This window comes from Streptomyces sp. NBC_00203, assembly GCF_045206325.1.
In the GTDB taxonomy this organism is placed as follows: domain Bacteria; phylum Actinomycetota; class Actinomycetes; order Streptomycetales; family Streptomycetaceae; genus Streptomyces; species Streptomyces lutosisoli.
The window spans coordinates 743792-770120 of sequence record NZ_CP108126.1; the positions used below are offsets into that span (position 1 = coordinate 743792).

Consider the following 26329-nt stretch of genomic DNA (forward strand, 5'->3'; position numbering starts at 1 on the left):
GTTGACTGACAATGTCCGAGCTGCCGAAGTCGACCGGAGCCCCCGCCCATCAGAACGTGACGTTTCCCAGCGCCGGGGGCACCGCGCACGGCTATCTGGCGCTGCCGCCTTCCGGGCAGGGCCCCGGAGTGATCGTCATCCAGGAGTGGTGGGGCCTGACCGACCACATCGCCAATGTGGCGGACCGGCTCGCGGCGGAGGGCTTCGTGGCCCTCGCGCCCGACCTGTACGGCGGCAATGTGGCGCACGACAGCGGCGAGGCCTTCCGCATGATGAAGGAACTGCCGGTGGCGCGCGGTGTCGAGCTGCTCTCCGGTGCGGTCGACCATCTGCTGGCTCTGCCCGAGGTCACCTCGGACACGGTGGCATCGGTCGGCTTCTGCATGGGCGGCGGCTTCGTCGTCTACCAGGCCGCGGCCGACCCGCGGGTCAGCGCGGCGGTCCCGTTCTACGGCGTGATCCAGGGCGAGCTGCCCGACTTCTCCGGCCTGAAGGCGCAGATCCTCGGTCACTACGGCGAGCTCGACACGAGTATTCCGAAGGAGAACCTGGAGCAGCTGAGCGAGGCGATCCAGCAGCAGTCCGGCATCGCCCCGGACCTCCGCCTCTACCCCGCCCAGCACGCCTTCTTCAATGACGGCCGCCCGGCGGTGTACGAACCCGAGTCGGCCGCGCGGGCCTGGGAGAGCACGGTGGCCTTCCTGCACGAGCAGTTGGGCTGACTGCGTCGTCGGCCGGCCGCCCTCCCCACGAGATCCGTCGGGGGCGGGTGGCGGCCGTACCGTCTGCTGAGCGGCTGGACCGTCGATCGCTCCGGAACGTTCCCGGATTCCTCTCAAGGACTGGTCGTACCGGCTTGCTCTCGTGCTGCGTCGAGGCTCGTCAGCAGCGCATCGAGGTCGTCTCCATGGCTGTCGGAGCCGGCGATCACCTCGGCGACGTGACGTCGCACGTTTCCCTTGCAGTCGAGCAGGCTGCTGTCAGAAACCAGGTCGGCGTAGCGGACCAGAATCTGTGCCGCTTCAGGGGGCGACATGAAGGCCACTGTCCCGGCGCTGTGGAACGGGCGGGTCTGGCCTTCGCGGTAGGCGATCTCCGCCCGGTAGATCCTCGTGCGCCCCTGCTCCTTCTCGTAGCCGTCCTCCTTGTCCGGCTCGCCCAGGGTGAACCGGACCGCTTCGGCTTTCCCTGGCGGAATCTGGAAGGACCTGCTGAGAAGTGTGTCGGCCCCGGCCCTGTCCGAGCCCTTTGCGCTGTCCGAGCCCTTGGACTTGTCCGGGCCCGTATCAGGCAACACCACGTCGAAGTTGCCGGTGACGGAAACCTCTCCTCCTGTGGGCGGAAGGTCCGGCGAGCAGGGCTCGCGTGCCAGGTAGACGGCCTTCACCGTGATGCGGAAGTCGGTCACCACAGCCACCAAGTCGCCGTTGTTGCGCAGTGTCAGCAGGACACTGACGCCCTTGGTCGTGGTGCGCTTCACCGTGCTGCTCTCGTCGGTCCGCAACGTCGCCGGAATTCCCGACGTCTGCTCCACGGCCAGTGACAGGGACTCAAGCCCTGGCCTGGGCCGTGTGTCGGCCTCCCAGGGGTTGGGCAGCCACCCGAAGACCACGCTGGTGAAGGCCAAGGCAGCGGCACTTCCAAAAGCCACCAGTGCTGTCCTTATGGAAGGGGAACTGCCCGTCTGCCGCTGCCCGTCAGCGGCTTCCGGCTCGTCCGGCGCACCACTCGATTCCCCCATGTGCGCCCCCCTGCGCAAAACACCCGTGACGGCAGTGTGGCGGTCTCCCGGTGAGGTGCACCAGGGCACACCGGGTGAAGGGCACAGGACGGTCCGGACAGGTAGCACGGGCGGGTAGACGGAGGCTAGAAGGCACTACGGTGACGCGGGTGACACCCCGAACTCCGAACGCCGAGGGCCTCATAGCCGATATCCCTGCCCTGGGGACGTATGCCCGTAGAGCTACCCTGCTCCGCCCGACCGCAGGTGACCCGGGGCTGCTCGACAGCTGCGTCGCAGGACCGTTTCTGTGGCCCGCCGACGAAACCTGGCCCGTGTGCCGGGGGCCGCACCTCGTCGAGGTGCGAGAGGGGCTCTCCGAGGCAGAACGGGAAGCTCTGCAACGGATCAACCGGAATATGCGTGCACGCCACGCCGGGAAGCCGGATGCGGCATGGGAGATCAGCAAGGAGGAGGCCGGTCTCCAGTCCCGGATCATGGACGGCGCCGGCGCGCTGGACATGGTCACGTGAGAGCGGATCCGTCGCGTACCGGTCACGTCTAGAAGTTACGTGGAATCACTGGCGAGGCTAGTGGCCTCTCACGGGGACCCACGGACTGGCCGGGACGAAGCCGCGAACTGCTGCGGATCCAGGAACTGCTTGCGACCGGTGAGCCCGCGTTCGTCGTGGTGACCGGTGAGCCGGGCATCGGCAAGTCCCGTCTACTGTCCGCGTTCCCGCCTTGGCACCCGCCGGTGTACCGGTGCTGTCGGGGCGGGCGCACGAGCGGGAGAGCACGATGCCCTGGGCGCTGGTCTCGGACGCGCTGGACGGCGTGGAGGACATCGCCAGCGGTGCGGGGGCCGGGGGCTTCGGCTGGGTCATCGGGGTCGAGTGGCACCAGACGCTCCGCCGGATCCGCTGGAGGCGGGAGACCACAGGCTCCTCAGGGGTCCTTTTGCTGGATGACGTGCACTGGGCCGATGCCGTGTCCGTCGAGTTCGTCGACTACGTGGTTCGGCATCCGATGCCGGGCAGCCTGCTCACCGCGCGCACGGACCGGCTGCCCGCGCTCGTGGAGCAGTCCCTGGGCTGTGCGGCCGTGCTGGTGGCGCGCCTGCCGCTGGGGCCGGTCGATCCGGTGTACCGGCACAACGTGGCCTGGCTGGCCGGGTACCGGCACCCGCGGCACAACGGCTGGCAGCAGTTGGTCGCGGCGTTCCAGGAGGGTTCGCCGAGCGCACGCCGTGCGAGGTCAGCCGAGGTTGTTGCCCCAGAGGGACGTGTCGTCGCTCTTGAGACTGGGAACCCCACCGTAGGTCCCGCCGTCCGCGGTCACCAGCGGTGCGGACAGCTGGTCCTCCAGCACACCGTCGCGGACTTGGACGATCGTGCTGTCGTGGTCGGTCTTGCCGGGCTTGAACGTCTTGCCCTCGATCGCCGCCTTCAGGTAGTAGAGGGCGTACTTGGCGTAGAGGTCAGCGGGCTGGGAGACCGTGGCGTCGATCTTGCCCTCGGCGATGTCCTTGAGCTCCCTGGGGATGCCGTCGTTGGAGACCACGAACACATGCTTCTTGTCCTCCGGGCCGACCAGCAGACCCTGCCGCTTGAGCACCTGCAGGGTGCCGGAGAGCGCGGAGCTGGCCTGTATGTAGACGCCCTTGATATCAGGGTGGGCAGTGAGATCCGTCTGCAGCTTCTGCGCCGCGACCGCCCCGTCCCAGTTGGTCGCCTCCCCGAAGACCTTGATCTTGGGATAGTTCTCCTTCATGCACTCGTTGAACCCCTCGGTGCGGTCCCGGCCATTGATCGAGGCAAGGTCGCCCTGGAGCATGACGACCTTGCCCTCGCCGCCGAGCTTGGTGCCGAGGAACCGGCAGGCTTTCACTCCGTACGCGCGGTTGTCGGCGCGCACCACCATGTAGACGTCGCCGGTGTCGGGACGGGTATCCAGGGTGACCACGGGGATCTTCTGCGCGGCCAGCTGCTGGAGGGTGGGCGCGATCACGGCGGTGTCCTGCGGGGCCATCGCGGCGCCCTTCACCCCGTGGATGATGAAGGTCTGTGCGTTGGCGGCGAGTTTGGCGACGTCGTTCTCCGAGTGGGTGGTCTTCAGCTCTAGGCCGAGCTCCTTGGCGAACCGCGGGGTGTACTTGATGTACGCGTTCCAGAAGTCGGTGTCGGAGCGGGGGTAGTCGACGCCCACCACCGGGGCACCGTCCGCGTCGACCCCCGAGTCGGCACCGGAGCCGCCGCAGGCGCTGAGCGCGGTGACGGCGAGGGCGGTGACGGCGCCGAGGCCGGGATATCTGAGGCATTGGGTCTTCACGGCTGGTTCTCCATGCGGACGGTTTCGTGCGGGAGGTCAGGCGCGGGGCCGGATCCGTAGTCCGTGTATGCCGCCGTCGACGGCGAGATCATTACCTGTGGTGGAACCGGAGAGCGGGCTCGCAAGGTACGCGATGGCGCCGGCGGTGGTGACACGTCGGCCCATCGGCTGGCGGGCGCCCAGGGCTGCGCGTCGGCCTCGGGGTCGGCTGCGCGGTCCAGCAGACGGCCGATCCACGGTGTGTCGGCGGTGCCGGGGTTGGCACAGTTCACTCGGATCCCGGAGTGCACGAGGTCGGCGGCGGTCGCGCGGGTGAGGGAGAGAATCGCGCCCTTCGTCGATGAGTACAGGGCCCGGTCGGGCAGCCATGCAGTCGCGGCGATTGAGCAGGTGTTGACGATCGCCGCGCTCCGGGAGCGGCGCAGATGCGGCAGAGCGGACCGGGACACTCGCACGATGCCGAAGACGTTGACCTCGAAGACCCGGCGCCATTCGTCGTCGGTGTTGCCCCGATGGAGCCCTGGGCGCCGATACCGGCGATGTCGACCAAGATGTCGATGCCGCCGAGCCGCCGTGCGGCCTCCTCGACCGCCGCCCGTACGGCCAAGTCGGCCACGTCGCCCGGTATGCCGGCCAGCGGTGCGGGCACGTCGTCGGGCCTCAGGTCGAGGCAGGCGACACGGGCCCCGCGGGCGGCGAGCAGCCGCGCCGTGGCCAGTCCGATACCTGATGCGCCACCGGTCAGTACTGCCGTCAGCCCGGCATACTCCGACGCGCCCATGCTGTTGCCTCCGTCTTCCAGACTAGGCCGTCGGGGCGGCGATGAGCGGTCAACGATGCCGGGTGGAGTTCGGCGCTGATGCCGGGGCGGTCCGGGCTGAAAGTAGCCGTCGCGGATGCGGGCCGGGCGGCGAAGTTCTCGTGCAGATGGTCGATGTACTCGATCATGCGGTTCTCGGTGCTGCCACGCATGGCCACATAGTTGAACATCGCCGGGTGGTGCACCATCTCGCACAGCCCACGCCCTGTAGGGTGCCAGAAGTCACGCGCCGCCTCTGATCAGGTAATTTGTCGCGCCTGGCGATCACGGCAGGCCGGGACCGCATGGCGTTGCCCGTGTTCTACCTGGTCTTCCTCCGGCTCCTCAGTCTGCTCCTGCCGCTCTCGCGATCGGAGGAGTCCAAGGATCGAACCGCTCACGCTGCGCCACGAAGTCTCGATGCTGCGCCGCCAGCCACGCGGGGCAACACCCCCGGGAGCATCGTGAAGACCATTCTCGTCAGCGTCGGCACCGGCTGTATCGGCCTCCAGACGGCTAGGGAGTTCGTCGCCCGCGGCAACCGTGTCGTCCTCCTCAGCCGCGATCGACGCAAGGGCGCGGAGGCGATCCTTCGGCGACGCGGGCGACCGGGCATCGCTCATCCCGGTCGACCTGTTGACCCACGACGGCGCACGGACGCCGCCCAGAACGTCCTCGCGGTACAAGACCGCTTCGACGCGAACCTGCACTCGACCGGTGTGCTCGCCTTCAAAGAAATGCGCACGGCGGACGGACTCCACCCGTTCTTACTGGGCCGGCCCACCGCGCGGGTGGTGGTGATCGGTGAGGACCTGGGGCGTTCCGGGGCGAGGGTGCCACGGACCTCCGCCACGCTAGGAGCAATATCCGGCGAATCCATGGCATGTCCATGCTTTGACTGACAGCGGTTGCTGTTACGGCCGAACGCGCTCCCTTGATCTCAATGACCCTGCCTCGGTGATGCGGGCCAGGGTCGACGACGGCCAAACCGCCGTCAACGCATTCCCCGTCGGCTCACCGACATCCCCACCCGCAGGCCCCACACGACGGGAGCTCGGCCGCCAACCCGGGAGTGCTGCAACTTCACGCCCGGGACGTGCCGGCGGCCGCGCGGCCGGAGGGCACGGATGTGCTGCAGGTGCTGTGGTGCCCCAGAGATCACAGCGGCCTTCCGGGGCAGTCGGACTACTGGGGACCCGCGGTGGAGATGCGCTACCGCTCGGCCGCGACCGTGTCGGCCGTGCTGAATCCGCCCGTGCCCGACGACATCGGCGGGCGCTGCACGCCACTACTGCGTACTCGATCCGGTCGAGGTGACCGATCTTCCGGACCAGGACGAACTGCCCGCGGAGCTCCTCGCCGCGGCAGAGTCATGGGCAGAGCGGCACGGCGTCGAGTGCCATCGCGGCCTCGCCTGCCATGAAGGGTGGAAGGTCGGAGACTGGCCGAGCCGGCACCTGACCGACCTGGTGCCGGTCAACTGTTCCTGCGGAGCCACGGCACGGCTGTTCCTCACGATGGACAGCGGTGGCGACCCGGGGGCGAACGTGGGCCGGTTCGGTGAGCTCTGTGGCTTCACCTGTCCGGCCCATGCCTCGCATCCCCACCGCCTGAACATCCAGTAGCCGGAGGTGCCGGGCACGAAGCCCTCACAGACATACGTGAACCCGACAGACGTACTTCTGGGAGACATCCTTCCCCCGCACGGGAGTTACCTGACAGTAATCCCCGGTGATTTGACGCGCGGCGCCACTCAACCCCCTTCGCCCACAGGGAGTTCCAGTGCCGCTCTCCTCACTGCCCCCGCGTGTGGAGCGCGTCGAGGCCGGCCATCTCGACGTCCGTGAGCCGCAGCGCGCCGGCGGCGACGTTCTCGGTGAGGTGGTCCGGGTTGCCGGTGCCGGGGATGGCGAGCACGTGCGGGCCCTGCTGGAGCGTCCAGGCGAGGCGGATCTGCGCGGGGGTCGCGCCGTGGGCACGCGCGACGGCGAGCACCTCGTCGTCGGCGGTGTCGCCCGGGCCGAGTGCGCCGCCCTTGCCCGCGATCGCGAAGAACGGCACGAACGCGATGCCCTGTTCACCGCAGGTGCGCACGAGGGCGTCGGTTCCGGGGTCCGGGGAGTCGAGGCCGTACTTGTTCTGCACGCTCACCACCGGCGCGATGGCCAACGCCTCGGCGAGGTGCCGGGGTTCGACATCGGAGACGGCGAGGTGCCGGATCAGCCCCGCGTCGCGCAGTTCGGCCAGCGCGCCGAAATGCTCGGCGATCGAGTCCTGCCGCATACGGCGCAGGTACACCACGTCGAGGTGGTCGCGGCCGAGCTGGCGCAGGTTCTCCTCGACATGGCCGCGCAGGTCCTCGGGCCTGGCCGAGGTGCCCCACTCCCCCGAGTAGTCGCGGAACGGCCCGACCTTGGTGGCGATGACCAGCTCGTCCGCGTACGGGGCGAGCGCGCTGTTGATCAGTTCGTTCGCGGAGCGCAGCGACGAGAAGTAGAAGGCCGCGGTGTCGATGTGGTTGACGCCCAGCTCGATCGCGCGGCGCAGCACGGCGATCGAGCGGTCGCGGTCGCTCGGAGTGCCGTGGTGGAAGGCCGCGCTGCCCGTCAGCCGCATCGCGCCGAACCCGATGCGGTTGACGGTGAGATCTCCAAGGTTCCAGGTGCCCGCGGCTGCCGCGGTGATCTTCTCTGAGGTCATCGCGGCAGTTTCGCACAGGTTTTACGGATACGTGTATGTGTTCAGGGCGCTCACAGCCGCTGCCGGGTCGCCCAGGTCGTAGCGGTCCACGGCGAGGAAGTTGGGCTTCTTGCGGGCAGCCGGCTGACAGAACCGCTGAGCCCGGTCGGCGAGTTTCGTGTTGTCCGTCGTGGCGGTCGAGGTGATCGTGGCGTCGCGGAAGTGGTTCATGACGAAGAGGGGGCGGAAGCCGGTTTCGGTGCGGGTCAGCGGGATGTTCGTGTCGGCGCCGTACCAACGGCTGTAGCAGGACCAGTCGGAGGAGCCGAGGCCCGAGCCCATGGACCAGTAGTTCTCCACGGTCCAGTCACGCTGGTACATCACTCCGAAGCTGTCCCGGGTGAGGCCCGCGGACTCGTCGGAGGAACGGCTGTGGTCCGTGAAGATCAGCAGCCGGTGGCCGGCGGCCAGCAGGTCGGCGAGTTTCGGCCAGCCGTTCTGGCGTACGCCGGTCTGGTCGGGACGGTAGAGGACGTCCGACAGGCCGTTCACGCGGGCGAGTTCGCCGCGCAGGACGCCCGGGTCGACGTAGTCCTCCAGGAAGACGGTGACGAACTGGTCGGGGTGCTGTTTGAGGAAGTCGACCATGCGCTGGAGGTCGACCCAGAGCGCGACCGGCCTGCTGACGAGGGTGCAGCTGTTGTGGCAGAGGATCGCGCCGTCGGAGGTCTGGTGGATGTCGAGCATGAACCCGCGTACACCGTCGGCGAGTTGCTGGTTGATGCCGCGTGTCTGGTTCGGCACCAGGTTCACGAAGGGCGGGGCGAAGCCGCCGTCGACGCCGTTGGCGAAGGCGTTGTGGGCGGTGAGGAACGTGACCTGGTCCAGGGTGCGTTGATCCTGGGAGGGCATGGGTCTGGTCGCGGGTGTGACCGGGGTGAGGTACCAGGCGGCGAGGCTTCCCGCCGAGCCGATGACCAGCTGGGCGGGGTAGTTCGAGCCGGAGGGCTTGGCGGCCACCGTCAAGTACCGGTCCGCGCCCGGGTCCTTGAGGGTGTACTGGTCCGCTCCGGTCGGCGCCAGTTGCCACCCGGCGTCGGCACTCGTACAGGCCACGGTCCTGGCCTGGTCACCGGAGCGGCCCAGACAACTGCCCGCCGTGTCGGTGCTTTCCAGGACGTACGAGGATCCGCTCGCCCGCAGTGTCCACTGCTGGTGGTCCTCGTTGCCCTTGGGGTTGTGCTGGACGACCGCTCCCCCGCTGTCGGACGCGTTCAGTCCTGTGGTCGCGCTCTGGACGTAGTACGCGCCGGCGCCCGGGACTTCGGCGGCCCGGGCGGGCGAGGGAGCGGTGAGGAGGGTGCCCAGTACGGCGGTGGCGGCGAGCAGGGAGCGTGCGGTCGGTCTCATGGTCACGGGGTCCCTTCCTGTGGGGAGTCATGAGCATGCCACGCCAGGGTCCCGCCGGCGCCGATGCGGCCGCCACGCGCCAGTGCGGGCGTCAGCAGTACAGGTTGGCGCCCGCCGTCGTACCGAGGATCTGCACGAACCGCTGATAGGCGTCCACGCGGCTCTGCACCTGCGCCGGGTTCTTGCCGTCGCACTCAAGGGAGCCGTTGATGCTGCGGATCGTCTGGCCGAACCCCGCGCTGTTGACCATGGCGTTGTGGCCGGTCATCGTGCCGGGGCCGGTCTGGGTGTTCCAGTACCACAGGCCGGTCTTCCAGGCCACGGAGGCGTCGTTCTGCACCAGGTAGGGGTTGTTGAGGAGGTCGATGCCGAGCGCGTCGCCCGCCGCCTTGTAGTTGAAGTTCCAGCTGAGCTGGATCGGGCCGCGGCCGTAGTACGCGGACTGGCCTGCCGGGCAGCCGTACGACTGGCTCCAGTCGCAGTAGTGGGAGTAGTTGGCGGTGTTCTGCTCCACCACGTACACCAGTCCGCCGGTCTCGTGACTGACGTTGGCGAGGAACGCCGCGGCCTCCTGCTTCTTGACCGTGTCGCTGCCGGTGTTGGCGAACGCCGGATAGGCGCTCATCGCCGCCCGCAGCCCGCTGTAGGTGTAGAAGGAGTTCCGGTTCGGGAACATCTGGTTGAACTGCGCTTCGCTCACGACGAAACCGTCGGACGGTGTGGAGCCGCCGTCGCAGGCGTACGGATCCCAGTACCAGGTGCTGATGGTGGGGTCGTAGCCCGGGTTGTCGTGTTCGGCGATGTAGGTCTTGCCGTCGGTGTACCGGACGATGTTGCCGGTGACGTAGGACTTGCCGGCCACCCAGCTCGGGTAGCTCGAACAGGCGGCGGCGGAAGCGCTCGTGGCCGGCAACAGCGCCGGTACGGCGGTTCCGACGACGAGTGCGGCCATGAGGGCGGAGATGTGGCGCCTCGACACGGGATCAACTCCTTCGCGGAGCACGGCCGCACCCGAGACAAGGGCAGAGCGAAACAGAGCCTTGAGCGCACGCGCCGGCAGAGCCGGCCACGGCGTCGGGGGCGGCCGCGGTGGGGGGTGTGGAGGCACACTCAACCGCTTTGGTCTGTACCAGTCAAGGGTGTAGACCAGTCAGATCTGACAACGTTGGCAGCGAAGTGCGGGGAGCCCTGCGGCGGTTGGGCGACCTGCCGTCGGCCCGGACAGACCGACGTGTACGTCACCGGCCTCGGGAGCTCAGGTGGTCAGGTAAGTGGCCCGGCCGAAGTCGGCATGGTGGCCGTGCCCGTTGAGGTCCCACACCCACAGGCCGACGAACGCGCCGGTGAAGCCGAGGGAGCGGATCTGGTCGCCGTCGAACTCCTCGGCGTGTTCGTCGGACAGCACGGTCGCGTCGAGCGCGGGTCCGAAGGACTGCCAGCCGGACCCGGTGTCGAGGCGGAATCGCAGACCCGGACCGTCGAGGTCGAGCCCGAGGTGGAGGCGTGCGAGGTCTCCGAGCGCTACCCGATGGGTGGTGTCGACCGTGGTGCGGCCTCGGTCGCGGGCGGCCAGGCGGACCACCGCGCTGCCGTCGTCGTCCGCGGTGACGTACAGGTAGTACCAGTTCCGGGTGTTGTAGTAGGCGGTGATCCCGGCCAGGTGCTGGAAGCCGCGCGGCCGGTACTCCATCGTGGCCTCGAAGGAGCAGCGCGCCGCGGTCACCCTGCGGGCCACCAGGCTCGGGCCGATCAGGCTCTGCGGTGAACGGCCTCCGCGTACCCGCAGATGGGAGGGGCGCTCGGTCAGCGAGAGCCAGTCGGGGGTCGCGGGGCGACGCAGCGTCGACCAGTGCGGGGCGAGTTCGGAGTGCGCGAAGTCGTCCGCGTCCCTTTCGTGCTCGTCTCCTCCGGTCTCATCACCTCCGCGCTCGCCCTGTCCCTGGTCGTCAGGGGATGCGCTCTCCGATGCGGGGGCGGCGTCCGGAGCCGGTACGAGCAGTTGAGGCAGGCCGGTCTCGACGCGCGGCCACCCGTCGTCCGTCCAGGTCACGGGGGCCAGGGCGGTTTCCCGGCCCAGCACGCAGGGGCCGTGCGTGCCGACGGGCCGGGCGGCCAGGTAGGCGAGGTACCACTGGCCGGATCCGGTGTGTACGAGACTGCCGTGACCGGCCTTCTGCAGCGGGAGTTCGGGGTGGTCGCGCGCGGTGAGCAGGGGACCGTGCGGGTCTCGTTCGTACGGCCCCGCCAGTGAACGCGAGCGGGACACCGTGACCTGGTGCAGATAGCCCTAGCCGCCGTCCGCGGTGAGCAGGTAGTACCAGGGGCCGCGTCTGTAGAGGTTGGGGCCCTCGATCCAGCCGGCCTGGGGTCCCAGCGCGATCGGGACGGGCTCGCCGACCAGACCGCGGGCGGTGCGGTCGTAGCGGGTGGCTTCGAGCCCGGCCGAGCCGCCGTGGCCCGGCCGCCAGTCGTGGACCAGGTTGAGCAGCCAGCTGTCGGGCCCATCATGGAAGAGGGACGCGTCGAAGCCTCGGGAGTGCAGCAGGACCGGCTCGGACCATGGCCCTTCGATCGAGGGCGCGGTCACCAGGTAGTTGGGGCAGTCGGTGAACCCGCCCGCGTACGTGGACACGTTGGAGTAGACGAGGTGGAACAGGCCGTCGGCGTGGCTCAGGTTCGGGGCCCACACACCGCCCGAGTCCGGACAGCCCGTCAGGTCCAGCAGTGCCTCGCTGTCGAGCGCGCCGCCCAACGGCCGCCAGTGCGTCAGGTCTTGCGACGTGTGCAGCCGGACGCCCGGGTACCACTCGAAGGTCGAGGTCGCCAGATAGAAGTCCTGGCCGACGCGGAGCAGCGAGGGATCCGGATGCGATCCGGGCAGGACGGGGTTCCGGATCATGCGGGTGGAGTTCACCGGCGTACGCGATCTCCTTCGTGCCCGATCTGCCGGGTACCCCGGTCGTAGGCAGCGAATTTAGTGTCGAGCACCTTCGCGAGCAACCGCTTCCCGAAGCCGCCGGGGACCCTCCGTCCGCCTCCGGTGTGGTGGCACGCCAACCCGTCGTGGCATCTGTGACGCTTCGCCGCCACGACGGGTGGCTACCGGTTCAGCAACAGCCGGTACGGAGGCGGCCGCTCGGCTCAGCCGAGCGGCTTCTCCAGCACCGCCTTGCGGTGGCTGAACGTCTCGATGGAGTAGCGGCCGTGGTAGTTGCCCATGCCGCTCTCGCCGACCCCGCCGAACGGCAGGTCGGAGACGGTCAGATGGGCGAGCGGCAGTCCGAAGCCGAGGCCCCCGGAGGAGGTCTCGGCGGCGATCCTCTCCCGGGTGGTGTCCGACTCGGTGAAGACGTACAGCGCGAGGGGCTTGTCGCGGTCGTTGATGAAGCCGATGGCCTCGTCGAGGTCCGCCACGGTGACGATCGGGAGGATCGGGCCGAAGATCTCCTCCTGCATGACGGGCGACTTGGGGTCGACGTCGGCGAGGACGGTCGGCGCGATGTACTTGGTGGCGCGGTCGCTGGCGCCGCCGGTGACGGTCCGGCCGGAGTCGAGCAGGGAGCTCAGCCGGTCGAAGTGCCGCTCGTTGACGATCCGCCCGAATTCGGCGGACTGCTGCGGCTCGGTGCCGAAGAGTGTCTCGACGGCCTGGGCGAACTCGGACTCCAGGGCGCGGGCGGTCGCGGGGTCGGTGAGGACGTAGTCGGGAGCGACGCAGGTCTGGCCGGCGTTGAGGAACTTGCCGCGCGCGAGGCGGTCCGCGACGACGGCCAGGTCGGCGTCACGGTCGACGAACGCCGGGGACTTGCCGCCCAGTTCGAGGGCGACCGGGGTGAGGTGCTCGGCGGCGGCGCGCATCACGATGCGGCCGACCGTGCCGTTGCCGGTGTAGAAGATGTGGTCGAAGCGCTCGGCCAGCAGGGCCGTGGTCTCCGGGATGCCGCCCTCGACGACGGCGACCGCGTCGGTGTCGAGGTACTGCGGCAGCAGCCGGGCCACGACGGCCGAGGTGGCGGGGGCCAGCTCGCTGGGCTTGACGACCACCGCGTTGCCCGCGGCGAGCGCGCCGAGCATCGGTGTGAGCAGGAGTTGCAGCGGATAGTTCCAGGGGGCGATGACCAGGACGACGCCCAGGGGGTCGTACTGCGTCCAGGCCGTCGCGTCGTCGCCGAGGTGTGCCGGGACGGGGGCGGACTCGGGGCGCAGCCAGCCGTCGAGGTGTTCCAGGGTGTGGTCGATCTCGCGCACGGTGAAGTTGATCTCGGTGCGGAACGCCTCGGTGGAGCTCTTGCCCAGGTCCGCGTGGAGGGCGGCGGCGAGGTCCTCGCCGTGCGAGGTGAGCAGCTCACGCAGGCGGCGCAGCTGGTCCGTACGCCATTCGACGGGCTTGGTGCGGCCGGAGCGGAAGGTGGCGCGCAGCCGGGAGACGACGTCGGCGGGCTGCTCGGGGGCGGAGTTGTTCACGGTGCCTCGCTGGTCGGAGTAGCTGGATGTATATGCCAACTTTATGTGCGGCCAGATAAATTCCGGGCACACGGAAACTACTTTCCGCGATGATCCAGCTTCAGAGAGTGTTCTCGGCGCTCGCCCCGTCGAGCGTGTCCACCAGGCGGCCCAGCAGGGCCCGCAGCAGCTCGTCGTCGCCGTCGCTCAGCACCGGCCGGCGCCCGCGGACCTCACGGTCGAGACGCCGCCAGTACGTCTGGCCGCGCGGGGTGAGGTGGGCGAGGATGCGCCGCCGGTCGAGCGGGTCGACGCGGCGGTGGACGAGGTTCTGGTCGACGAGATGGTCGACGAGCTTGGTCAGCGTCGCGGGCGGCAGGAAGGCGGCTTCGGCGACCGCCGTCATGTGATGTCCCTGGCCGTCGGAGAGCAGGGCGAGCACCCGCCAGGCGTCGAGCGAGCAGCCGTCCTCGTCGAGCACCGCCTGCAGCCGGCGCGCGGCCAGCCGCTCGGCCCGCGTCAAGAGCTGCATCAGATCCTGGGGCTGACGCGGAGATGGGGTGGGCATCCTGCTCCTCGGTCCAGGGGGATGTACATGGTATGAGACAGATTGGAGTTCACCCGGCGGACCCGAAATCATGACGTCATGTTCCGGCACGATCCGCCTTCGCCCGACTGGTTCACGGCAGACGACTCCGTGCTCAGTGTGGCACTCGTCTTCCCGATGCAGGGGTCGGCCGGGATCTTCGGACCCACCTGTGAGCTGTGCGCGCAGCTGGCCGCCGAGGAGGTCAACCGCGCGGGCGGCGTCCTCGGCCGGGAGCTGCGGCTACTGCCCGTCGACGGCGGTGGAGCGCCGCGCGAAGTCGCCGACCACGTCAAGGCGTTGGTGGACCTGGGAGTCGTGCAGGGCGTCACGGGCTGGCACATCTCCTCGGTGCGGCAGGCGCTGGCGCCGAGGATCGCGCACCGCGTGCCGTACGTCTACACCGCGCTGTACGAGGGCGGGGAGCACACCGCCGGCGTGTTCCTCACCAGCGAGACACCACGCGATCAACTGCGGCCCGCCATGGGCCTGTTGGCGCACGAGCGGGGGGTGCGCCGCTGGTTCGTCGTGGGCAACGACTATGTGTGGCCCCGGCGTACGGCCCGGGCCGCGCACGCCTACGCGCGCGACTCGGGCGGGAGCGTCCAGGGGGAGGTCTATCTGCCCCTGGGTACGCACGACTTCGACGCGGTGCTGCGCCGGATCGAGCGGTCGGACGCGGACGCCGTGATCATGCTGCTCGTCGGCAGTGACGCGGTGCGCTTCAACCGGGCGTTCGCCGCGGCCGGGCTCGACGCGCGCTGCCTCCGGCTGAGCACGCTGATGGACGAGAACATGCTGATGGCCAGCGGACCGACGGCCACCGTGGACCTCTACAGCACCGCCGGGTTCTTCGCCTCGCTCGCCAACCAGGACACCCTCGACTTCCACGGCCAGTACGCCGGACGGTTCGGTGTCGAGGCACCGGCCCTGGGCAGCCTCGGCGAATCCTGTTACGAGGGCGTGCTGTTGCTGGCCGCGCTCATCGGCCGCGCGCGGACCCTCGACATGTCCGCGATCGGGGCGGCGGCCGAGACGGTGTCGTACGAGGGCCCGCGCGGTCTGCTCCACCTGCGCGGCAGCCACGTACGCCAACGCATCTATCTGGCACGGGCGGACGGCGTGGACTTCGACGTCGTCGCGCAGCTCGATCTTCACGAGTCCCGCCCTTGACAGGGCCACTCCCCCGCCAAGATACTTCCCACAGGAAGTAATTAGAATGCCTCGGGCGAATTGTGAATTCAGGTGACGAATTCCGCCCCGGGCATTTTTTGTTGCCCCGCGAAAGCCCCATGAAAGCTTGATGAGAGCGGGAAGATACCGCCGGGAAAGTATCGCGAAACACCCTGGAAACAGGGTGACTTGAGGCTGTGGACCGCACTTCAGGAGGTTGTCTCCTCCACAGCCCGAGGGGGTTCTTTTGTCCAGCGGTTCCAGTATTCTCCGACGCCGGATGGTGGCCGGTGCCGCCGCGCTCGCGGCGGTCGTCGCGCTCTCCGCGTGCGGCGCCAAGACCAACGCGGGCGGTACGTCCGACAAGGCCGCCCAGGCGGACGTCAGCGGCGACACCGTCAAGGTCGGCCTGCTCAACTCGCTGTCCGGCACGATGGCGATCAGCGAGGTGACCGTACGCGACTCACTGAAGCTGGCGATCGACGAGATCAACGCCTCGGGCGGAGTGCTCGGCAAGAAGATCAAGCCGATCAGCGAGGACGGCGCCTCCGACTGGCCGACCTTCGCGGAGAAGGCACAGAAGCTGATCAAAGAGGACCGGGTCGCGGCCACCTTCGGCTGCTGGACCTCCGCCAGCCGCAAGGCCGTCAAGCCGGTCTTCGAGAAGAACAAGTCGCTGCTCTTCTACCCCGTGCAGTACGAGGGGCTTGAGGAGTCCCCGTACATCTTCTACACGGGCGCGACCACCAACCAGCAGATCATCCCGGCCCTCGACTACCTCAAGAGCCAGGGCAAGAAGAAGATCTACCTGGTCGGCAGCGACTACGTCTTCCCGCGCACCGCCAACAAGGAGATCAAGGCGTACGCGAAGGCCAACGGCATGACGGTCCTCGGCGAGGACTACGCCCCGCTGGGCTCCACGGAGTTCAGCACGATCGCCAACAAGGTGAAGGCGTCCAAGGCGGACGCGGTCTTCAACACCCTCAACGGCGACTCGAACGTGGCCTTCTTCAAGGAGTACAAGTCCGCGGGCCTGACCGCCAAGAGCATGCCGGTGGTCTCGGTGTCGATCGCCGAGGAGGAGGTCAAGTCGATCGGATCGCAGTACCTGGCGGGCCAGTTGACGGCCTGGAACTACTACCAGACGACCGCGGGTGCGGCGAACACCAAGTTCGTGAAGGCCTACAAGGCCAAGTACGGCCAGGACAAGCCGACCAGTGACCCCATGGAGGCCGCGTACACCTCGGTCTACCTGTGGAAGGCGATGGTCGAGAAGGCGAAGTCCTTCGACCCCGAGAAGGTGAAGGCGGCCTCCGACGGCATCACCTTCGACGCTCCCGAGGGCAAGGTCACCGTCGACGGCGCGAGCCAGCACATCTACAAGACCGCCCGCATCGGCAAGATCGGCTCCGACGGTCTGATCAAGCAGGTCTGGGACTCCGGCAAGCCGATCAAGCCGGACCCGTTCCTGAAGGGCTACTCCTGGGCCTCCGGCCTCTCCTGATCACCCGTCACGCGGGGGCCTCACACGTCGAGGCCCCCGCGTCCCGCCTCCCCGGAGCCGCCGCATGACCGTGATCCTCGGGCAGATGTTCACCGGTGTCAGCATCGGTGCCGTTCTGCTGCTCATCGCGCTCGGCCTCTCGCTCACCTTCGGCCAGATGAATGTCATCAACATGGCCCACGGCGAGTTCATCATGGCCGGCGCCTACACCACCTATGTACTCCAGAAGTCCATTTCCAGCGCAGGAATTTCACTGATCGTCGCGCTGCCCGTCGCTTTTCTCGTCTCGGGTGCTCTCGGCGCGCTGCTGGAATGGCTGCTGATTCGCCGCCTGTACCTCCGTCCCCTCGACACGCTTCTCGTCACATGGGGCGTTTCGCTGATGCTTCAGCAACTCGCCCGTGACATCTTCGGCGCGCCGAATGTGCAGACCCGCGCGCCTGACGTACTCACCGGGCACATCACCGTCATCGGCGGCGACGACCCGCTCACCTTCGCCAACAACCGGCTGTTCATTCTGGGGCTGGCGATCGCGGCGGTCGTGGCACTGTCGCTGACGCTGCGGCTGACGCCGCTCGGGCGCCGCATCCGCGCCGTCGTGCAGAACCGGGACCTGGCCGAGGTGTCCGGCATCTCCACCGGTCGCGTCGACCGCACCGCGTTCTTCATCGGTTCGGGGCTCGCCGGAGTCGCCGGGGTCGCGCTGACGCTGGTCGGTCCGATCGGGCCCACGATGGGCACCAACGTCATCATCGACGCTTTCCTGGTGATCGTTGTCGGCGGTATCGGCCAGCTCAAGGGCAGTGTGATCGTCGCCTTCGTGCTGGGTGTGCTCCAGTCCGTCCTGGAGTACTCCACCACCGTCAGCGTCGCGAAGGTGCTGGTCCTCGTGGCCATCGTCGCGTTCCTCCAGTGGCGGCCCCAGGGGCTGTACACGCTGCGCACGAGGAGTCTCGTATGACCACCACCACTCCTGTCGCCACGAGGACGAAGCAACTCACCGGCGTCAAGGGCCGGTTCGCCGCGACGCGTACGGCGGCCGGTTTCGCCGCGGGTGCCGTCGTGCTCTTCGCCGTCGCCCCGCTCGCACTCTCCGACTTCCGGCTCGGGCTGCTCGCCAAGTACCTGTGCACGGCCATGGTCGCGGTCGGCATCTGTCTGGCCTGGGGCCGCGGCGGGCTGTTGACGCTCGGGCAGGGGGTGTTCTTCGGGCTCGGCGGCTACGCCATGGCGATGCATCTGAAGATCGCGGACGCGGGTCCCGGCCAGGTCCCCGACTTCATGCAGCTGTACGGCACCGCCACCGAACTGCCGTGGTGGTGGCGGCCGTTCGCGAACCCGGGCTTCGCGCTCGCGGCGACCGTACTGCTGCCGATGGCCGTCGCGGCGATCCTCGGGTCGTTCATCTTCCGGCGCCGCGTCAAGGGCGCGTATTTCGCGATCCTCAGCCAGGCGCTCGCCGCGGCCTTCGCGATCTGGCTGATCGGCCAGCAGGCCACGACCGGCGGCACCAACGGTCTCACCGACATCCAGGGCTTCTTCGGCTACGACCTCAACGACCCGGTCAACCAGCGGATGGTGTACTTCGTCATCGCCGCGGCCCTGCTCCTGCTGATCGCCCTGGCCCGCCAGCTCATCCACAGCCGCTACGGCGAACTCCTGGTCGCCGTACGGGACTCGGAGGAGCGGGTGCGCTTCCTCGGCTACAACCCGGCGAACGTGAAGCTCGTCGCGTACGTGGTGGCGGCGGGCATGGCCGGGCTCGCGGGCGCGCTGTTCGTGCCCGCGGTCGGCATCATCTCCCCCGCACTGATCGGGATCGTGCCGTCCATCGAACTCGTCATCGGCGCCGCGGTCGGCGGGCGGGCGAGCCTGGTGGGCGCGGTGCTCGGCGCGGTCGGCGTCGCCTGGGCCAAGACGGCACTGTCGGAGGAGTTCCCCGCGGCCTGGACGTACTTCCAGGGGCTGCTGTTCATCGTGGCCCTGGCGTTCCTGCCGGGCGGTCTCGCCTCACTGGTGGGGATCGTGCGGCGGCGCAGGTCGAACCAAGCACTCGCTGGAGACGCGGCATGACTGAGCTATCGGGTATCGGGCCTTCGGGTCTCAAGTCTTCGGGCCTTGAGCCCTCAGGTCTGGAGATACGCCAACTCCGGGTGTCCTTCGACGGGTTCACGGCCGTCGACGGAGTGGACCTCGACGTACGCCCGGGCGATCTGCGCTTCCTCATCGGACCGAACGGCGCCGGCAAGACGACCCTGGTCGACGCGGTCACCGGCCTGGTGAAGGCGGAGGGATCGGTGCGCTTCCGGGGCGAGGACATCCTCGGCCGCAGCGTGCACAGGATCGCCCGCTCGGGGATCGGCCGGACCTTCCAGACCGCCACCGTCTTCGAGGAGTTGACGGTCCTTCAGAACCTGGACATCGCGGCGGGCGCGGGCCGGGGCGCGCTGACCATGCTGCGCCGCCGCAAAAACGTTCCGGAGTCCGTCGCGCGCGCCCTGGAGACGGTGGGTCTGACGGACCTCGCCGACAGCCCGGCCGGGACGCTCGCGCACGGCCAGAAGCAGTGGCTGGAGATCGGCATGCTGCTCGTGCAGGACGTACGGCTGCTGCTGCTCGACGAGCCGGTCGCGGGCATGAGTCACGACGAACGGCAGGCCACCGGCGAGCTGTTGGAGCTCATCAGTCAGGAGCGCACAGTGGTCGTCATCGAGCACGACATGGACTTCATGCGCTCCTTCGCGCGCAGCGTCAGCGTGCTGCACGCGGGCAAAGTGCTGAGCGAGGGGACGGTGGCCGAGGTGCAGGCGGATCCGAAGGTGCAGGAGGTGTACCTCGGGCACACGGCCGCCGAGGAGGTACGCGACACCGCGGCCCCGGCCGCCGTACAGGAGGCGTGATGCTGGAGATCGACAACGTCCGCGTCGGCTACCACCGCAGCACCGTCCTGCACGGGGTCACTGTCGAGGTGCCGAAGGACGGTGTGGCCGCCGTGCTGGGACACAACGGCGCGGGCAAGAGCACCCTGCTGCGGGCGGCCGTCGGACTGCTCACCCCGCAGAGCGGCGCCGTCCGCCTCGACGGCGAGGACATCACCCGCCGCAAGCCCCATGAGCGGGTGGCGCGCGGCATGGCCTACGTCCCGCAGGGCCAGCAGGCCTTCCCGCACCTCACGACCGCCGAGAACCTCCAACTCGTCGCGGACGGGCGCAAACGCGGCAAGGAGGCGATCGCCGAGGCGCTGGACCTGTTCCCCGCGCTGCGCGCGCTGTCGACCCGCCGCGCGGGACTGCTCTCCGGCGGTCAGCGCCAGCAACTCGCCATCGCCCGCGCCCTGGTGACGGAGCCTCGGATCCTCCTTCTCGACGAGCCCACCGAGGGCATCCAGCCTTCCGTCGTCGCCGAGATCGAGGAGACGATCCTCGCCCTGGCCGCCCGCGGCGGCCTCTCGGTGCTCCTGGTCGAGCAGCACGTCGGCTTCGCGATGCGGGCGGCGCAGCGCTACTACGTCCTGGAGGCCGGCCGGGTCACCTCGTCCGGCGAGGGCGGACAGGACGCCGAACGGTCGGTCCGGGAGGCACTCAGCGTCTGACTCAGGCTGATGCGAGCGCGGCGCGCGTCCGTTCGAGGTAGGCGCGCTCCGCCGTGCTCTCGGTGAGCGCGATGGCCGCCTCGTAGGCCTTCACGGCCTCGCTGCGACGGCCCAGACGCCGCAACAGATCCGCCCGTACGGCGTGGAAGGCGTGGTAGCCGTCCAGGTCGAGCGCGTCGACGAGAGTGAGGGCCCGCTCCGGCCCCTCGACCTCGGCCACCGCGACGGCGCGGTTGAGGGCGACGACCGGGCTGGGGGCGAGGGCCATGAGCTGGTCGTACAGCTGGAGGATCTGGCCCCAGTCCGTGGCGGCCGCGGTCGGGGCGTCGCTGTGTACGGCGTTGATCGCGGCCTGGATCTGGTACGGGCCGGGCTGGTTGCGGCGCAGGCACTGGCGTACGAGTGACTGGCCCTCGGCGATCGGTTCGCGGTCCCACAGGGAGCGGTCCTGGTCCGGGAGGAGGACCAGGTCGCCGTCGGGTGTCGCGCGGGCGGGCCGGCGGGACTCGATGAGGAGCATCAGCGCGAGCAGGCCGAGGGCCTCGGGCTCGTCCGGCATGAGTTCGGCCAGGAGACGGCCCAGACGGAGGGCCTCGGCGCAGAGGTCCTCACGACCGCCGTACCCCTCGTTGAAGATGAGGTAGACGACCGCCAGCACGCCCGTGACGCGGTCCGGGAGGTCGGCGTCGCGCGGGATGCGGTACGGGATACGGGCGTCGCGGATCTTGGCCTTGGCCCGCACGATCCGCTGGGCCATCGTGGGCTCGGGGACCAGGAAGGCACGGGCGATCTGCGGAGTGGTCAGTCCGCCGAGGAGTCTCAGGGTGAGGGCGACCTGGGCCTGGGTGGCGAGTGCGGGGTGGCAGCAGGTGAAGATCAGACGGAGCCGGTCGTCGCGCACGGGACCCTCCTCGGGCGGTTCGTCCTGCGCGTACAGCTGGGCGGCCTCGGCGTGGCGGGCCTCTCGCGTGGACTCGCGGCGCAGCCGGTCGATGGCCCGGTTCCGGGCGGTGGTGATGATCCACCCGGCGGGGCTCGGCGGTATGCCGGTCTCCGGCCACTTCCGCACGGCCGTGGCGAAGGCGTCCTGGACGGCTTCCTCGGCGAAGTCGATGTCGCCGAGGAAGCGGATGAGGACGGCGACCGCGCGGCCGTATTCCGCGCGGAAGACGGCCTCGATCTCCGCGGCGGTGGCCGTCATCAGTCCTCGGCCTCGTGCATGAACGGCCGCACCTCGATGGGGAGCGTGGTCGCCAGCGTCGCCTTGCGGCCCCAGTCGAGCGCCGCGTCGAGATCGGGGGCCTTGATCAGGCAGATCCCGCCCAGGTACTCCTTGCTCTCGGTGTACGGGCCGTCGGTGACCAGGACGTCTCCGTCCCTGGCCCGCAGCACCGTGGCCGTCTCCGGTCCGTGCAGTCCTCCGGCGAACACCCAGGCACCGGCTTCGCGCAGCTCCGCGTGGAAGACATCGAGGTTGTGCATGATCTCTTCCAGGACCTCGGGCGCGGGCGGTTCGCCCTGCGGCTGCATCACGCTCAAGAGGTAGTACTTCATGAGGTGTCCTCCTCGGTGGTCTCTCATTCCCGGTGGTCTTCACTGACTACACGAACGCGGGACCGCCGGATCGACACACGCCACGACGACACACGACGACAGTGGGAGATTCCTTCGATGACCACCCCACCGCATCCGCTCGTCGCCCGGGCCCGGCAGCTGGCGGCCGAGGTGCTGGCGCCCCAGGCGGAGCGCGTGGACCAGGAGGGCGTGCCCGCGAGCAGTATCGAGGCGGTCAAGCGGTCGGGGCTGCTCGGGGTGAGCGCGCCGGTCGCGTACGGCGGGGCGGCGGCGCCGGCCTCGGTGGCCCGGGAGACCGCGGAGATCCTGGCCGGGGCGTGCTGCTCGACATGGTTCGTGCAGACCCAGCACCACACGCCGGTGATGACGCTGGCAAGAAGTGAACTCCCGGTGAGGGAAAGGCTGTTGGGACCCCTCTCGAAAGGGGAGCTGCTCTCCGGGGTCGCCTACGCCCAACTGCGCGCCCATCCCCGTATCCCGGTCCGGGTCACGCGAGAGCGCGGCGGCTGGCGCTTCGACGGGACGGTGCCCTGGTACACGGGCTGGGGGCTCAATGACGTGATGCTCCTTGCGGGGGTGACGGACGCGGACGAGGCGCTGTTCGCGTTCGCCGAGGCACGCGAGCAGCCCGGTCTGCGCCCTTCCCCTCCGATGCGGCTCGCCGCGCTCACCGCGTCCCGGACCGTTTCGCTGGAGCTGGACGGTCTGTGGCTGCCCGAGGACGCGGTCGCCCTGCGCACCCCGTACGAGATCTGGGCGGCCACCGATCGCCCGAAGAACACCAACGCCTCACCGGCCGTCTTCGGAGTCACGGCGTCGGCGCTCGATCTGCTGGACTCGGTGGACGGCGATCCCGCCGCGAAGGAGGCCGCGCGCGTGCTGCGCGCCCGCCTCGACGAGGTACGACGGCAGGCGTACGCGCTGGCCGATCACCCCGTACCGACTGAACGGATCGAGGAACGACTGGCGTCCAAGACACGGGCGTACGACGTCATGCGCGCGGCCACGACCGCGGCGGTCGTGGCCGGTGGCGGGCGGTCCATGGACCTGGGCAGCCCGGCGCAGCGGCTGGCCCGGGAGGGGATGTTCCTGCTGGTGCAGGGGCAGACGGCCGAGGTGCGCGGCGCACACCTCGGTGCGCTCGGCTCTCTCGGCTGTCTCGGCTCGCTCAGCTCGTGAAGGGCACCTGCGCGGCGGGCACGGGCGCGGGCGCGAACGGGTGCTGCCACAGACCTTGCGCGGCAAGGCGCGGCAGGACGCCCTCGCCGAACCAGTACGCCTCCTCCAGGTGCGGATAGCCGGAGAGCACGAACTCGTCGATGCCGAGGGCGTGGTACTCCTTGATGCGCTCCGCGACCTCGTCATGGCTGCCGACCAGGGCGGTGCCCGCGCCGCCGCGGACCAGGCCGATCCCGGCCCACAGGTTGGGGTGGATCTCCAGGCGGTCGCGACCGCCGCCGTGCAGCGCGAGCATCCGCTGCTGACCCTCCGACTCGCTGCGCGCGAGCCCGGCCTGGACCGACTTCACGGTCTCCGGGTCGAAGCCGTCGAGGAGCTTGTGCGCCTCGGCCCAGGCCTGCTCGGAGGTGTCGCGGGTGATGACGTGCAGCCGGATGCCGAACCGGAGGGTACGCCCCTCCTTCGCCGCCAGCCCACGGATCCAGGCGATCTTCTCGGCGACCTGGGCGGGCGGTTCGCCCCAGGTGAGGTAGACGTCGACGTGGCGGGCGGCGACTTCTCCGGCGATGGGCGAGGAACCGCCGAAGTAGACCTCGGGGACCGGGTCGGGGACCCTGGCGAGCTTGGCGTCCTCGACCTGGAGGTGTTCGCCGGCCAGGTCGACGGTCTTGCCGTCCCACAAGTCCCGCACGATCTGGAGGAATTCGCCGGTACGGCGGTATCGGGCGTCCTTGTCGAGGAAGTCGCCGTAGGCGCGCTGCTCGTGGCTCTCGCCGCCGGTGACCACGTTGAGCAGCAGCCGACCACCGGTCTGCCGCTGGAAGGTGGAGGCCATGTGCGCGGCGAGCGTGGGCGAGACGAAGCCGGGGCGGAAGGCGACCAGGAACTTCAGCCATTCGGTGTGCTGGCTGACCATCGCGGTGGTCAGCCAGGCGTCCTCGCACCAGGCGCCCGTGGGGGTGAGCGCACCGACGAAGCCCAGGTCCTCGGCGGCGCGGGCGATCTGGCTCAGATAGGCGACGGTCGGCGGCCGGTCCCGGCCGGAGGCGGTGGCAGGGGTGCCGTGGCCGCCGCCGACTACATGCCGGCTGTCGCCGTTGGTGGGCAGGAACCAGTGGAAGGTGAGGGACACGGCGGCGTTCTCCGATCATGGGGGCCGGTGGGCCAGGGCGTTACAGGAGGCCGTGACGGGGCGGCTTGGTGCCGCTCAGCGCGCGACGGCCGATGCGCCGGCGGTCACGGTCACCCCGCCGCGGCCAGCAGGGACGTACGCCCCAGGGCAGCCGAGAACTGGTCGACGACCTGGGTCAGGGCCTCGGCTGTGCCCGGTGCCACGGTGACGCTCCCGTCCTCACCCGTGGTGATGTCCTTGTCGAGGGTGAACCAGCCCTGGACTATGTGCGCCGCGCCCATGGAGTTGAGCACCGGGCGCAGGGCGTAGTCGAGGGCGAGAACATGGGCGGTGCTGCCTCCGGTGACGAGCGGCAGGACGGTCTTTCCGGCGAGGGCGTACTGCGGGAGCAGGTCGAGCAGGGCCTTGAGCACGCCGGAGTAGGCGGCCTTGTAGACGGGGGTGCCGATGACGACGCCGTCGGCGCGGGCGAAGAGTTCGGTCGCCTCGACGATGGCGGGGTGGGTGAAGTCGGCACCGAGCAGTGCCTCGGCGGGGATCGTGCGGACGTCGAGCGGGATCACCTCGTGGCCCTGCGCGGCGAGTCGGGTGTCCAGGTGGCGCAGCAGTCTGGCGGTGCGGGAGGAGACGGAGGGGCTGCCGGAGACGGACAGGACGGTGGCCATGAGCCCTCTTTCATGAGGTACGGAATCTGTCGCGGATTCAGCCGGGGGCACGCACAACTCCCGGCATGCGGAACAAGGGCATGACGAATTGAGGCCCGGCAATTCACAGCGAATGCGGGCGGCGAAATGGGTGCGGCGGGCAAGGCAATGGGTCTAGGCGCGCCGTGCGGGGAGAGAGCACCGGGGGCGAACCGGCCCGTGCGAAGGGGGCCCTACCGTCGGGATCGTCAGGCTTCGCGACAACAGAAGGAGCTGGAGACACGCGCGAGGTCGACATGGCGTCGTCGCGTGAGGTCCAGTCGCGTCTTCATGTCGCCGATGGTCGCAGCCCCCGGTCCGGACCGTCAAGGAATGGCCGACCGGTCTCGCATCCCGGACCGCCGAGTTTCACGAAGGCGTCATAGGGAAACCCTTGAACGCGGCGCGAGTTCATCGGCAATCGGCTGCGGTGCGAATTGAGCAGCTGGAATACATCGCGGCGGTCACCCGGCTCGGCGTCGATCTGCTGGAAACTTCGAGAGCACCGAACTGCCGTGTGGGCGACCGGTGTTGTACGTACGCCCGGACCGTCCCCCGGCCTCACTGGGCGCGGTGTCGGCGTCCGGCCTCCTCGACGGGCGAGAGCCGCTGGGCACCTGCCGGCCGCGCGATCGGGCGCCACGGATTTTACCCGGAGTAAAGATTTCCCTCGCGCGTACGACCGTACTGGTGGGCGTCCGAACCACCCGTACCGGATCCATCGGCACCGGATCCACCACGCGGCGGCGCAGAGCGACCGGCTCTGGGCTGCCGCCCCGCCAGGAGGCTCAATGCGCATCGCTCGGAACGTGGGAACCCTCTTCGTGGCCGGCGCGTTGAGCATGACCATCGCCGCACTCGCCTACCCCGCCGTGCTCGGGTTGCAGAACACGGCCAGCTCCCCGACGCGCGTCATCGCCCATACCTCCTCGGGCCCGTTGACCGAGGCCGACCGCGACTTCGTCGTCAAGGTGCGCGCGGCCGGACTGTGGGAGTACCCCTCCGGGCAGCTGGCCCTGCAGAAGGGCACCACCCCGGCGGTCAGGACCGCCGGTCAGCACCTGGTCAAGGGCCATGCCGCGCTGGACGCCACCTGCCGCAAGGTCGCCACCCAACTCGGTATCACCCTGCCCAACAAGCCGTCGCCGCAACAGCAGGGTTTCGTGGCGACCTTGAGCGGGGACAGCGGCAAGCAGTTCGACAACGACCTCGCCAACATCCTGCGGGTGACCCACGGGCAGATCTTCCCGGTCATCGCGAAGATCCGGGCCACGACCGAGAACACGCTGGTACGTCAACTCGCCGACCAGGCCAATGACACCGTGCTGGACCACATCACGGTGATGGAGAAGACCGGGCTGGTCAACTTCGATCAGGTGCTGTTCCAGGAGACCAAGAACCCGAATCTGCCCGCGCAGGACGTCACGCCTCCGGTACCGCAGCAGGGCGAGCCGACCGTCGTGCTCAGTCCGCCCGCGGACGGCGCCTCGGCTTCCCTGTCGCCCACACCGACGGTGGGATGA

At 69.3% G+C, this 26329-nt stretch carries 25 protein-coding genes and 2 pseudogenes; 11 read left to right on the forward strand and 16 right to left on the reverse strand.

Features of this window, described 5'->3' with window-relative positions; translation table 11 throughout:
• The first annotated feature begins 11 nt into the window (after positions 1–11).
• The gene (locus OG975_RS03675) at positions 12–722 is read left to right on the forward strand and encodes a dienelactone hydrolase family protein (RefSeq protein ID WP_406327377.1); all 711 of its coding nucleotides are present in this window, start codon (positions 12–14) and stop codon (positions 720–722) included.
• Between the two features lie 113 nt (positions 723–835).
• Here OG975_RS03675 and OG975_RS03680 read toward each other — a convergent pair whose 3' ends face one another.
• The 4 genes and pseudogenes from OG975_RS03680 to OG975_RS03695 all read right to left on the reverse strand — a co-directional run bounded on the left by OG975_RS03680 (position 836) and on the right by OG975_RS03695 (position 5023).
• Entirely contained in the window at positions 836–1534 is a 699-nt protein-coding gene (locus OG975_RS03680; protein ID WP_406327378.1) for a hypothetical protein, read from the reverse strand.
• A 1443-nt stretch (positions 1535–2977) separates the two neighbouring features.
• Complete coding sequence (locus OG975_RS03685) at positions 2978–4051, reverse strand: sugar ABC transporter substrate-binding protein (RefSeq protein WP_406327380.1); 1074 nt, start codon at positions 4049–4051, stop codon at positions 2978–2980.
• A gap of 36 nt (positions 4052–4087) precedes the next feature.
• Positions 4088–4832 (reverse strand): annotated as a pseudogene (locus OG975_RS03690) (SDR family NAD(P)-dependent oxidoreductase).
• Positions 4805–5023 carry a hypothetical protein gene (locus OG975_RS03695; protein ID WP_406327381.1) on the reverse strand — a complete coding sequence of 73 codons (219 nt, stop codon included), beginning with the start codon at positions 5021–5023 and terminating at the stop codon, positions 4805–4807. Before OG975_RS03695 ends, OG975_RS03690 begins: the two are co-directional and overlap by 28 nt.
• Before the next feature lie 291 nt (positions 5024–5314).
• On the opposite strand from OG975_RS03695, the gene OG975_RS03700 reads away from it, so the two are divergent.
• Together OG975_RS03700 and OG975_RS03705 are read left to right on the forward strand one after the other, a co-directional pair.
• Positions 5315–5752: a hypothetical protein gene (locus OG975_RS03700; RefSeq protein WP_406327382.1), complete on the forward strand. Its 438-nt coding sequence runs from the start codon at positions 5315–5317 to the stop codon at positions 5750–5752.
• A 411-nt stretch (positions 5753–6163) separates the two neighbouring features.
• Positions 6164–6475 carry a hypothetical protein gene (locus tag OG975_RS03705; RefSeq protein ID WP_406327384.1) on the forward strand — a complete coding sequence of 104 codons (312 nt, stop codon included), beginning with the start codon at positions 6164–6166 and terminating at the stop codon, positions 6473–6475.
• A 169-nt stretch (positions 6476–6644) separates the two neighbouring features.
• Here the strand turns inward: OG975_RS03705 and OG975_RS03710 are convergent, their stop codons facing one another.
• From OG975_RS03710 to OG975_RS03740, 7 genes and pseudogenes are all read right to left on the reverse strand, one after another.
• A complete protein-coding gene (locus OG975_RS03710; protein WP_406327385.1) occupies positions 6645–7550 on the reverse strand; it encodes an aldo/keto reductase in 906 nt (301 codons plus the stop codon).
• Positions 7551–7571: 21 nt separating this feature from the next.
• Positions 7572–8939, reverse strand: a complete 1368-nt coding sequence (locus OG975_RS03715) for a phospholipase (protein WP_406327386.1) — start codon at positions 8937–8939, stop codon at positions 7572–7574.
• A 91-nt stretch (positions 8940–9030) separates the two neighbouring features.
• On the reverse strand, positions 9031–9918 hold the full coding sequence (locus OG975_RS03720; RefSeq protein ID WP_406327387.1) for a glycoside hydrolase family 19 protein: 888 nt from the start codon (positions 9916–9918) through the stop codon (positions 9031–9033).
• 276 nt (positions 9919–10194) lie between these two features.
• Entirely contained in the window at positions 10195–11019 is an 825-nt protein-coding gene (locus OG975_RS03725; protein ID WP_406336134.1) for a hypothetical protein, read from the reverse strand.
• Between the two features lie 3 nt (positions 11020–11022).
• A pseudogene (locus OG975_RS03730) lies at positions 11023–11838 on the reverse strand (family 43 glycosylhydrolase); the annotation flags it as partial.
• 242 nt (positions 11839–12080) lie between these two features.
• Positions 12081–13403 (reverse strand): aldehyde dehydrogenase family protein, encoded by a 1323-nt coding sequence (locus OG975_RS03735; RefSeq protein WP_406327389.1) that lies wholly within the window; start codon positions 13401–13403, stop codon positions 12081–12083.
• A 100-nt stretch (positions 13404–13503) separates the two neighbouring features.
• Positions 13504–13914 (reverse strand): MarR family winged helix-turn-helix transcriptional regulator, encoded by a 411-nt coding sequence (locus OG975_RS03740; RefSeq protein ID WP_406327390.1) that lies wholly within the window; start codon positions 13912–13914, stop codon positions 13504–13506.
• Between the two features lie 114 nt (positions 13915–14028).
• On the opposite strand from OG975_RS03740, the gene OG975_RS03745 reads away from it, so the two are divergent.
• The 6 genes from OG975_RS03745 (at position 14029) to urtE (ending at position 20237) form a co-directional block, all read left to right on the forward strand.
• A complete protein-coding gene (locus tag OG975_RS03745; protein ID WP_406327391.1) occupies positions 14029–15141 on the forward strand; it encodes a substrate-binding domain-containing protein in 1113 nt (370 codons plus the stop codon).
• A gap of 280 nt (positions 15142–15421) precedes the next feature.
• On the forward strand, positions 15422–16645 hold the full coding sequence (gene urtA, locus OG975_RS03750; protein ID WP_330302324.1) for an urea ABC transporter substrate-binding protein: 1224 nt from the start codon (positions 15422–15424) through the stop codon (positions 16643–16645).
• Positions 16646–16709: 64 nt separating this feature from the next.
• A complete protein-coding gene (gene urtB / locus OG975_RS03755; protein ID WP_406327392.1) occupies positions 16710–17606 on the forward strand; it encodes an urea ABC transporter permease subunit UrtB in 897 nt (298 codons plus the stop codon).
• Positions 17603–18718 carry an urea ABC transporter permease subunit UrtC gene (urtC, locus tag OG975_RS03760; protein ID WP_406327394.1) on the forward strand — a complete coding sequence of 372 codons (1116 nt, stop codon included), beginning with the start codon at positions 17603–17605 and terminating at the stop codon, positions 18716–18718. Before urtB ends, urtC begins: the two co-directional genes overlap by 4 nt.
• On the forward strand, positions 18715–19545 hold the full coding sequence (gene urtD, locus OG975_RS03765; RefSeq protein ID WP_406327396.1) for an urea ABC transporter ATP-binding protein UrtD: 831 nt from the start codon (positions 18715–18717) through the stop codon (positions 19543–19545). Before urtC ends, urtD begins: the two co-directional genes overlap by 4 nt.
• Positions 19545–20237 carry an urea ABC transporter ATP-binding subunit UrtE gene (gene urtE / locus OG975_RS03770; RefSeq protein ID WP_330302328.1) on the forward strand — a complete coding sequence of 231 codons (693 nt, stop codon included), beginning with the start codon at positions 19545–19547 and terminating at the stop codon, positions 20235–20237. The genes urtD and urtE overlap by 1 nt, the downstream gene beginning before the upstream one ends.
• Position 20238: 1 nt before the next feature.
• On the opposite strand, the gene OG975_RS03775 is transcribed toward urtE, so the two are convergent.
• The gene (locus OG975_RS03775; RefSeq protein WP_406327398.1) at positions 20239–21438 is read right to left on the reverse strand and encodes an RNA polymerase sigma factor; all 1200 of its coding nucleotides are present in this window, start codon (positions 21436–21438) and stop codon (positions 20239–20241) included.
• Entirely contained in the window at positions 21438–21791 is a 354-nt protein-coding gene (locus tag OG975_RS03780; RefSeq protein WP_330302330.1) for a YciI family protein, read from the reverse strand. The genes OG975_RS03775 and OG975_RS03780 overlap by 1 nt, the downstream gene beginning before the upstream one ends.
• A gap of 117 nt (positions 21792–21908) precedes the next feature.
• Between OG975_RS03780 and OG975_RS03785 the strand changes: the two genes are divergently transcribed.
• A complete protein-coding gene (locus tag OG975_RS03785) occupies positions 21909–22991 on the forward strand; it encodes an acyl-CoA dehydrogenase family protein (protein ID WP_406327399.1) in 1083 nt (360 codons plus the stop codon).
• Here OG975_RS03785 and OG975_RS03790 read toward each other — a convergent pair.
• From OG975_RS03790 to OG975_RS03800, 3 genes are all read right to left on the reverse strand, one after another.
• Complete coding sequence (locus OG975_RS03790; RefSeq protein ID WP_406327401.1) at positions 22981–24123, reverse strand: LLM class flavin-dependent oxidoreductase; 1143 nt, start codon at positions 24121–24123, stop codon at positions 22981–22983. The two genes, OG975_RS03785 and OG975_RS03790, sit on opposite strands and share 11 nt — an antisense overlap.
• 110 nt (positions 24124–24233) lie before the next feature.
• Complete coding sequence (ssuE, locus tag OG975_RS03795) at positions 24234–24788, reverse strand: NADPH-dependent FMN reductase (RefSeq protein WP_406327402.1); 555 nt, start codon at positions 24786–24788, stop codon at positions 24234–24236.
• Between the two features lie 227 nt (positions 24789–25015).
• Entirely contained in the window at positions 25016–25099 is an 84-nt protein-coding gene (locus OG975_RS03800; RefSeq protein ID WP_369265308.1) for a putative leader peptide, read from the reverse strand.
• A 498-nt stretch (positions 25100–25597) separates the two neighbouring features.
• Here OG975_RS03800 and OG975_RS03805 point away from each other — a divergent pair, with 498 nt between their 5' ends.
• Positions 25598–26329 carry a DUF4142 domain-containing protein gene (locus OG975_RS03805; protein WP_406327404.1) on the forward strand — a complete coding sequence of 244 codons (732 nt, stop codon included), beginning with the start codon at positions 25598–25600 and terminating at the stop codon, positions 26327–26329.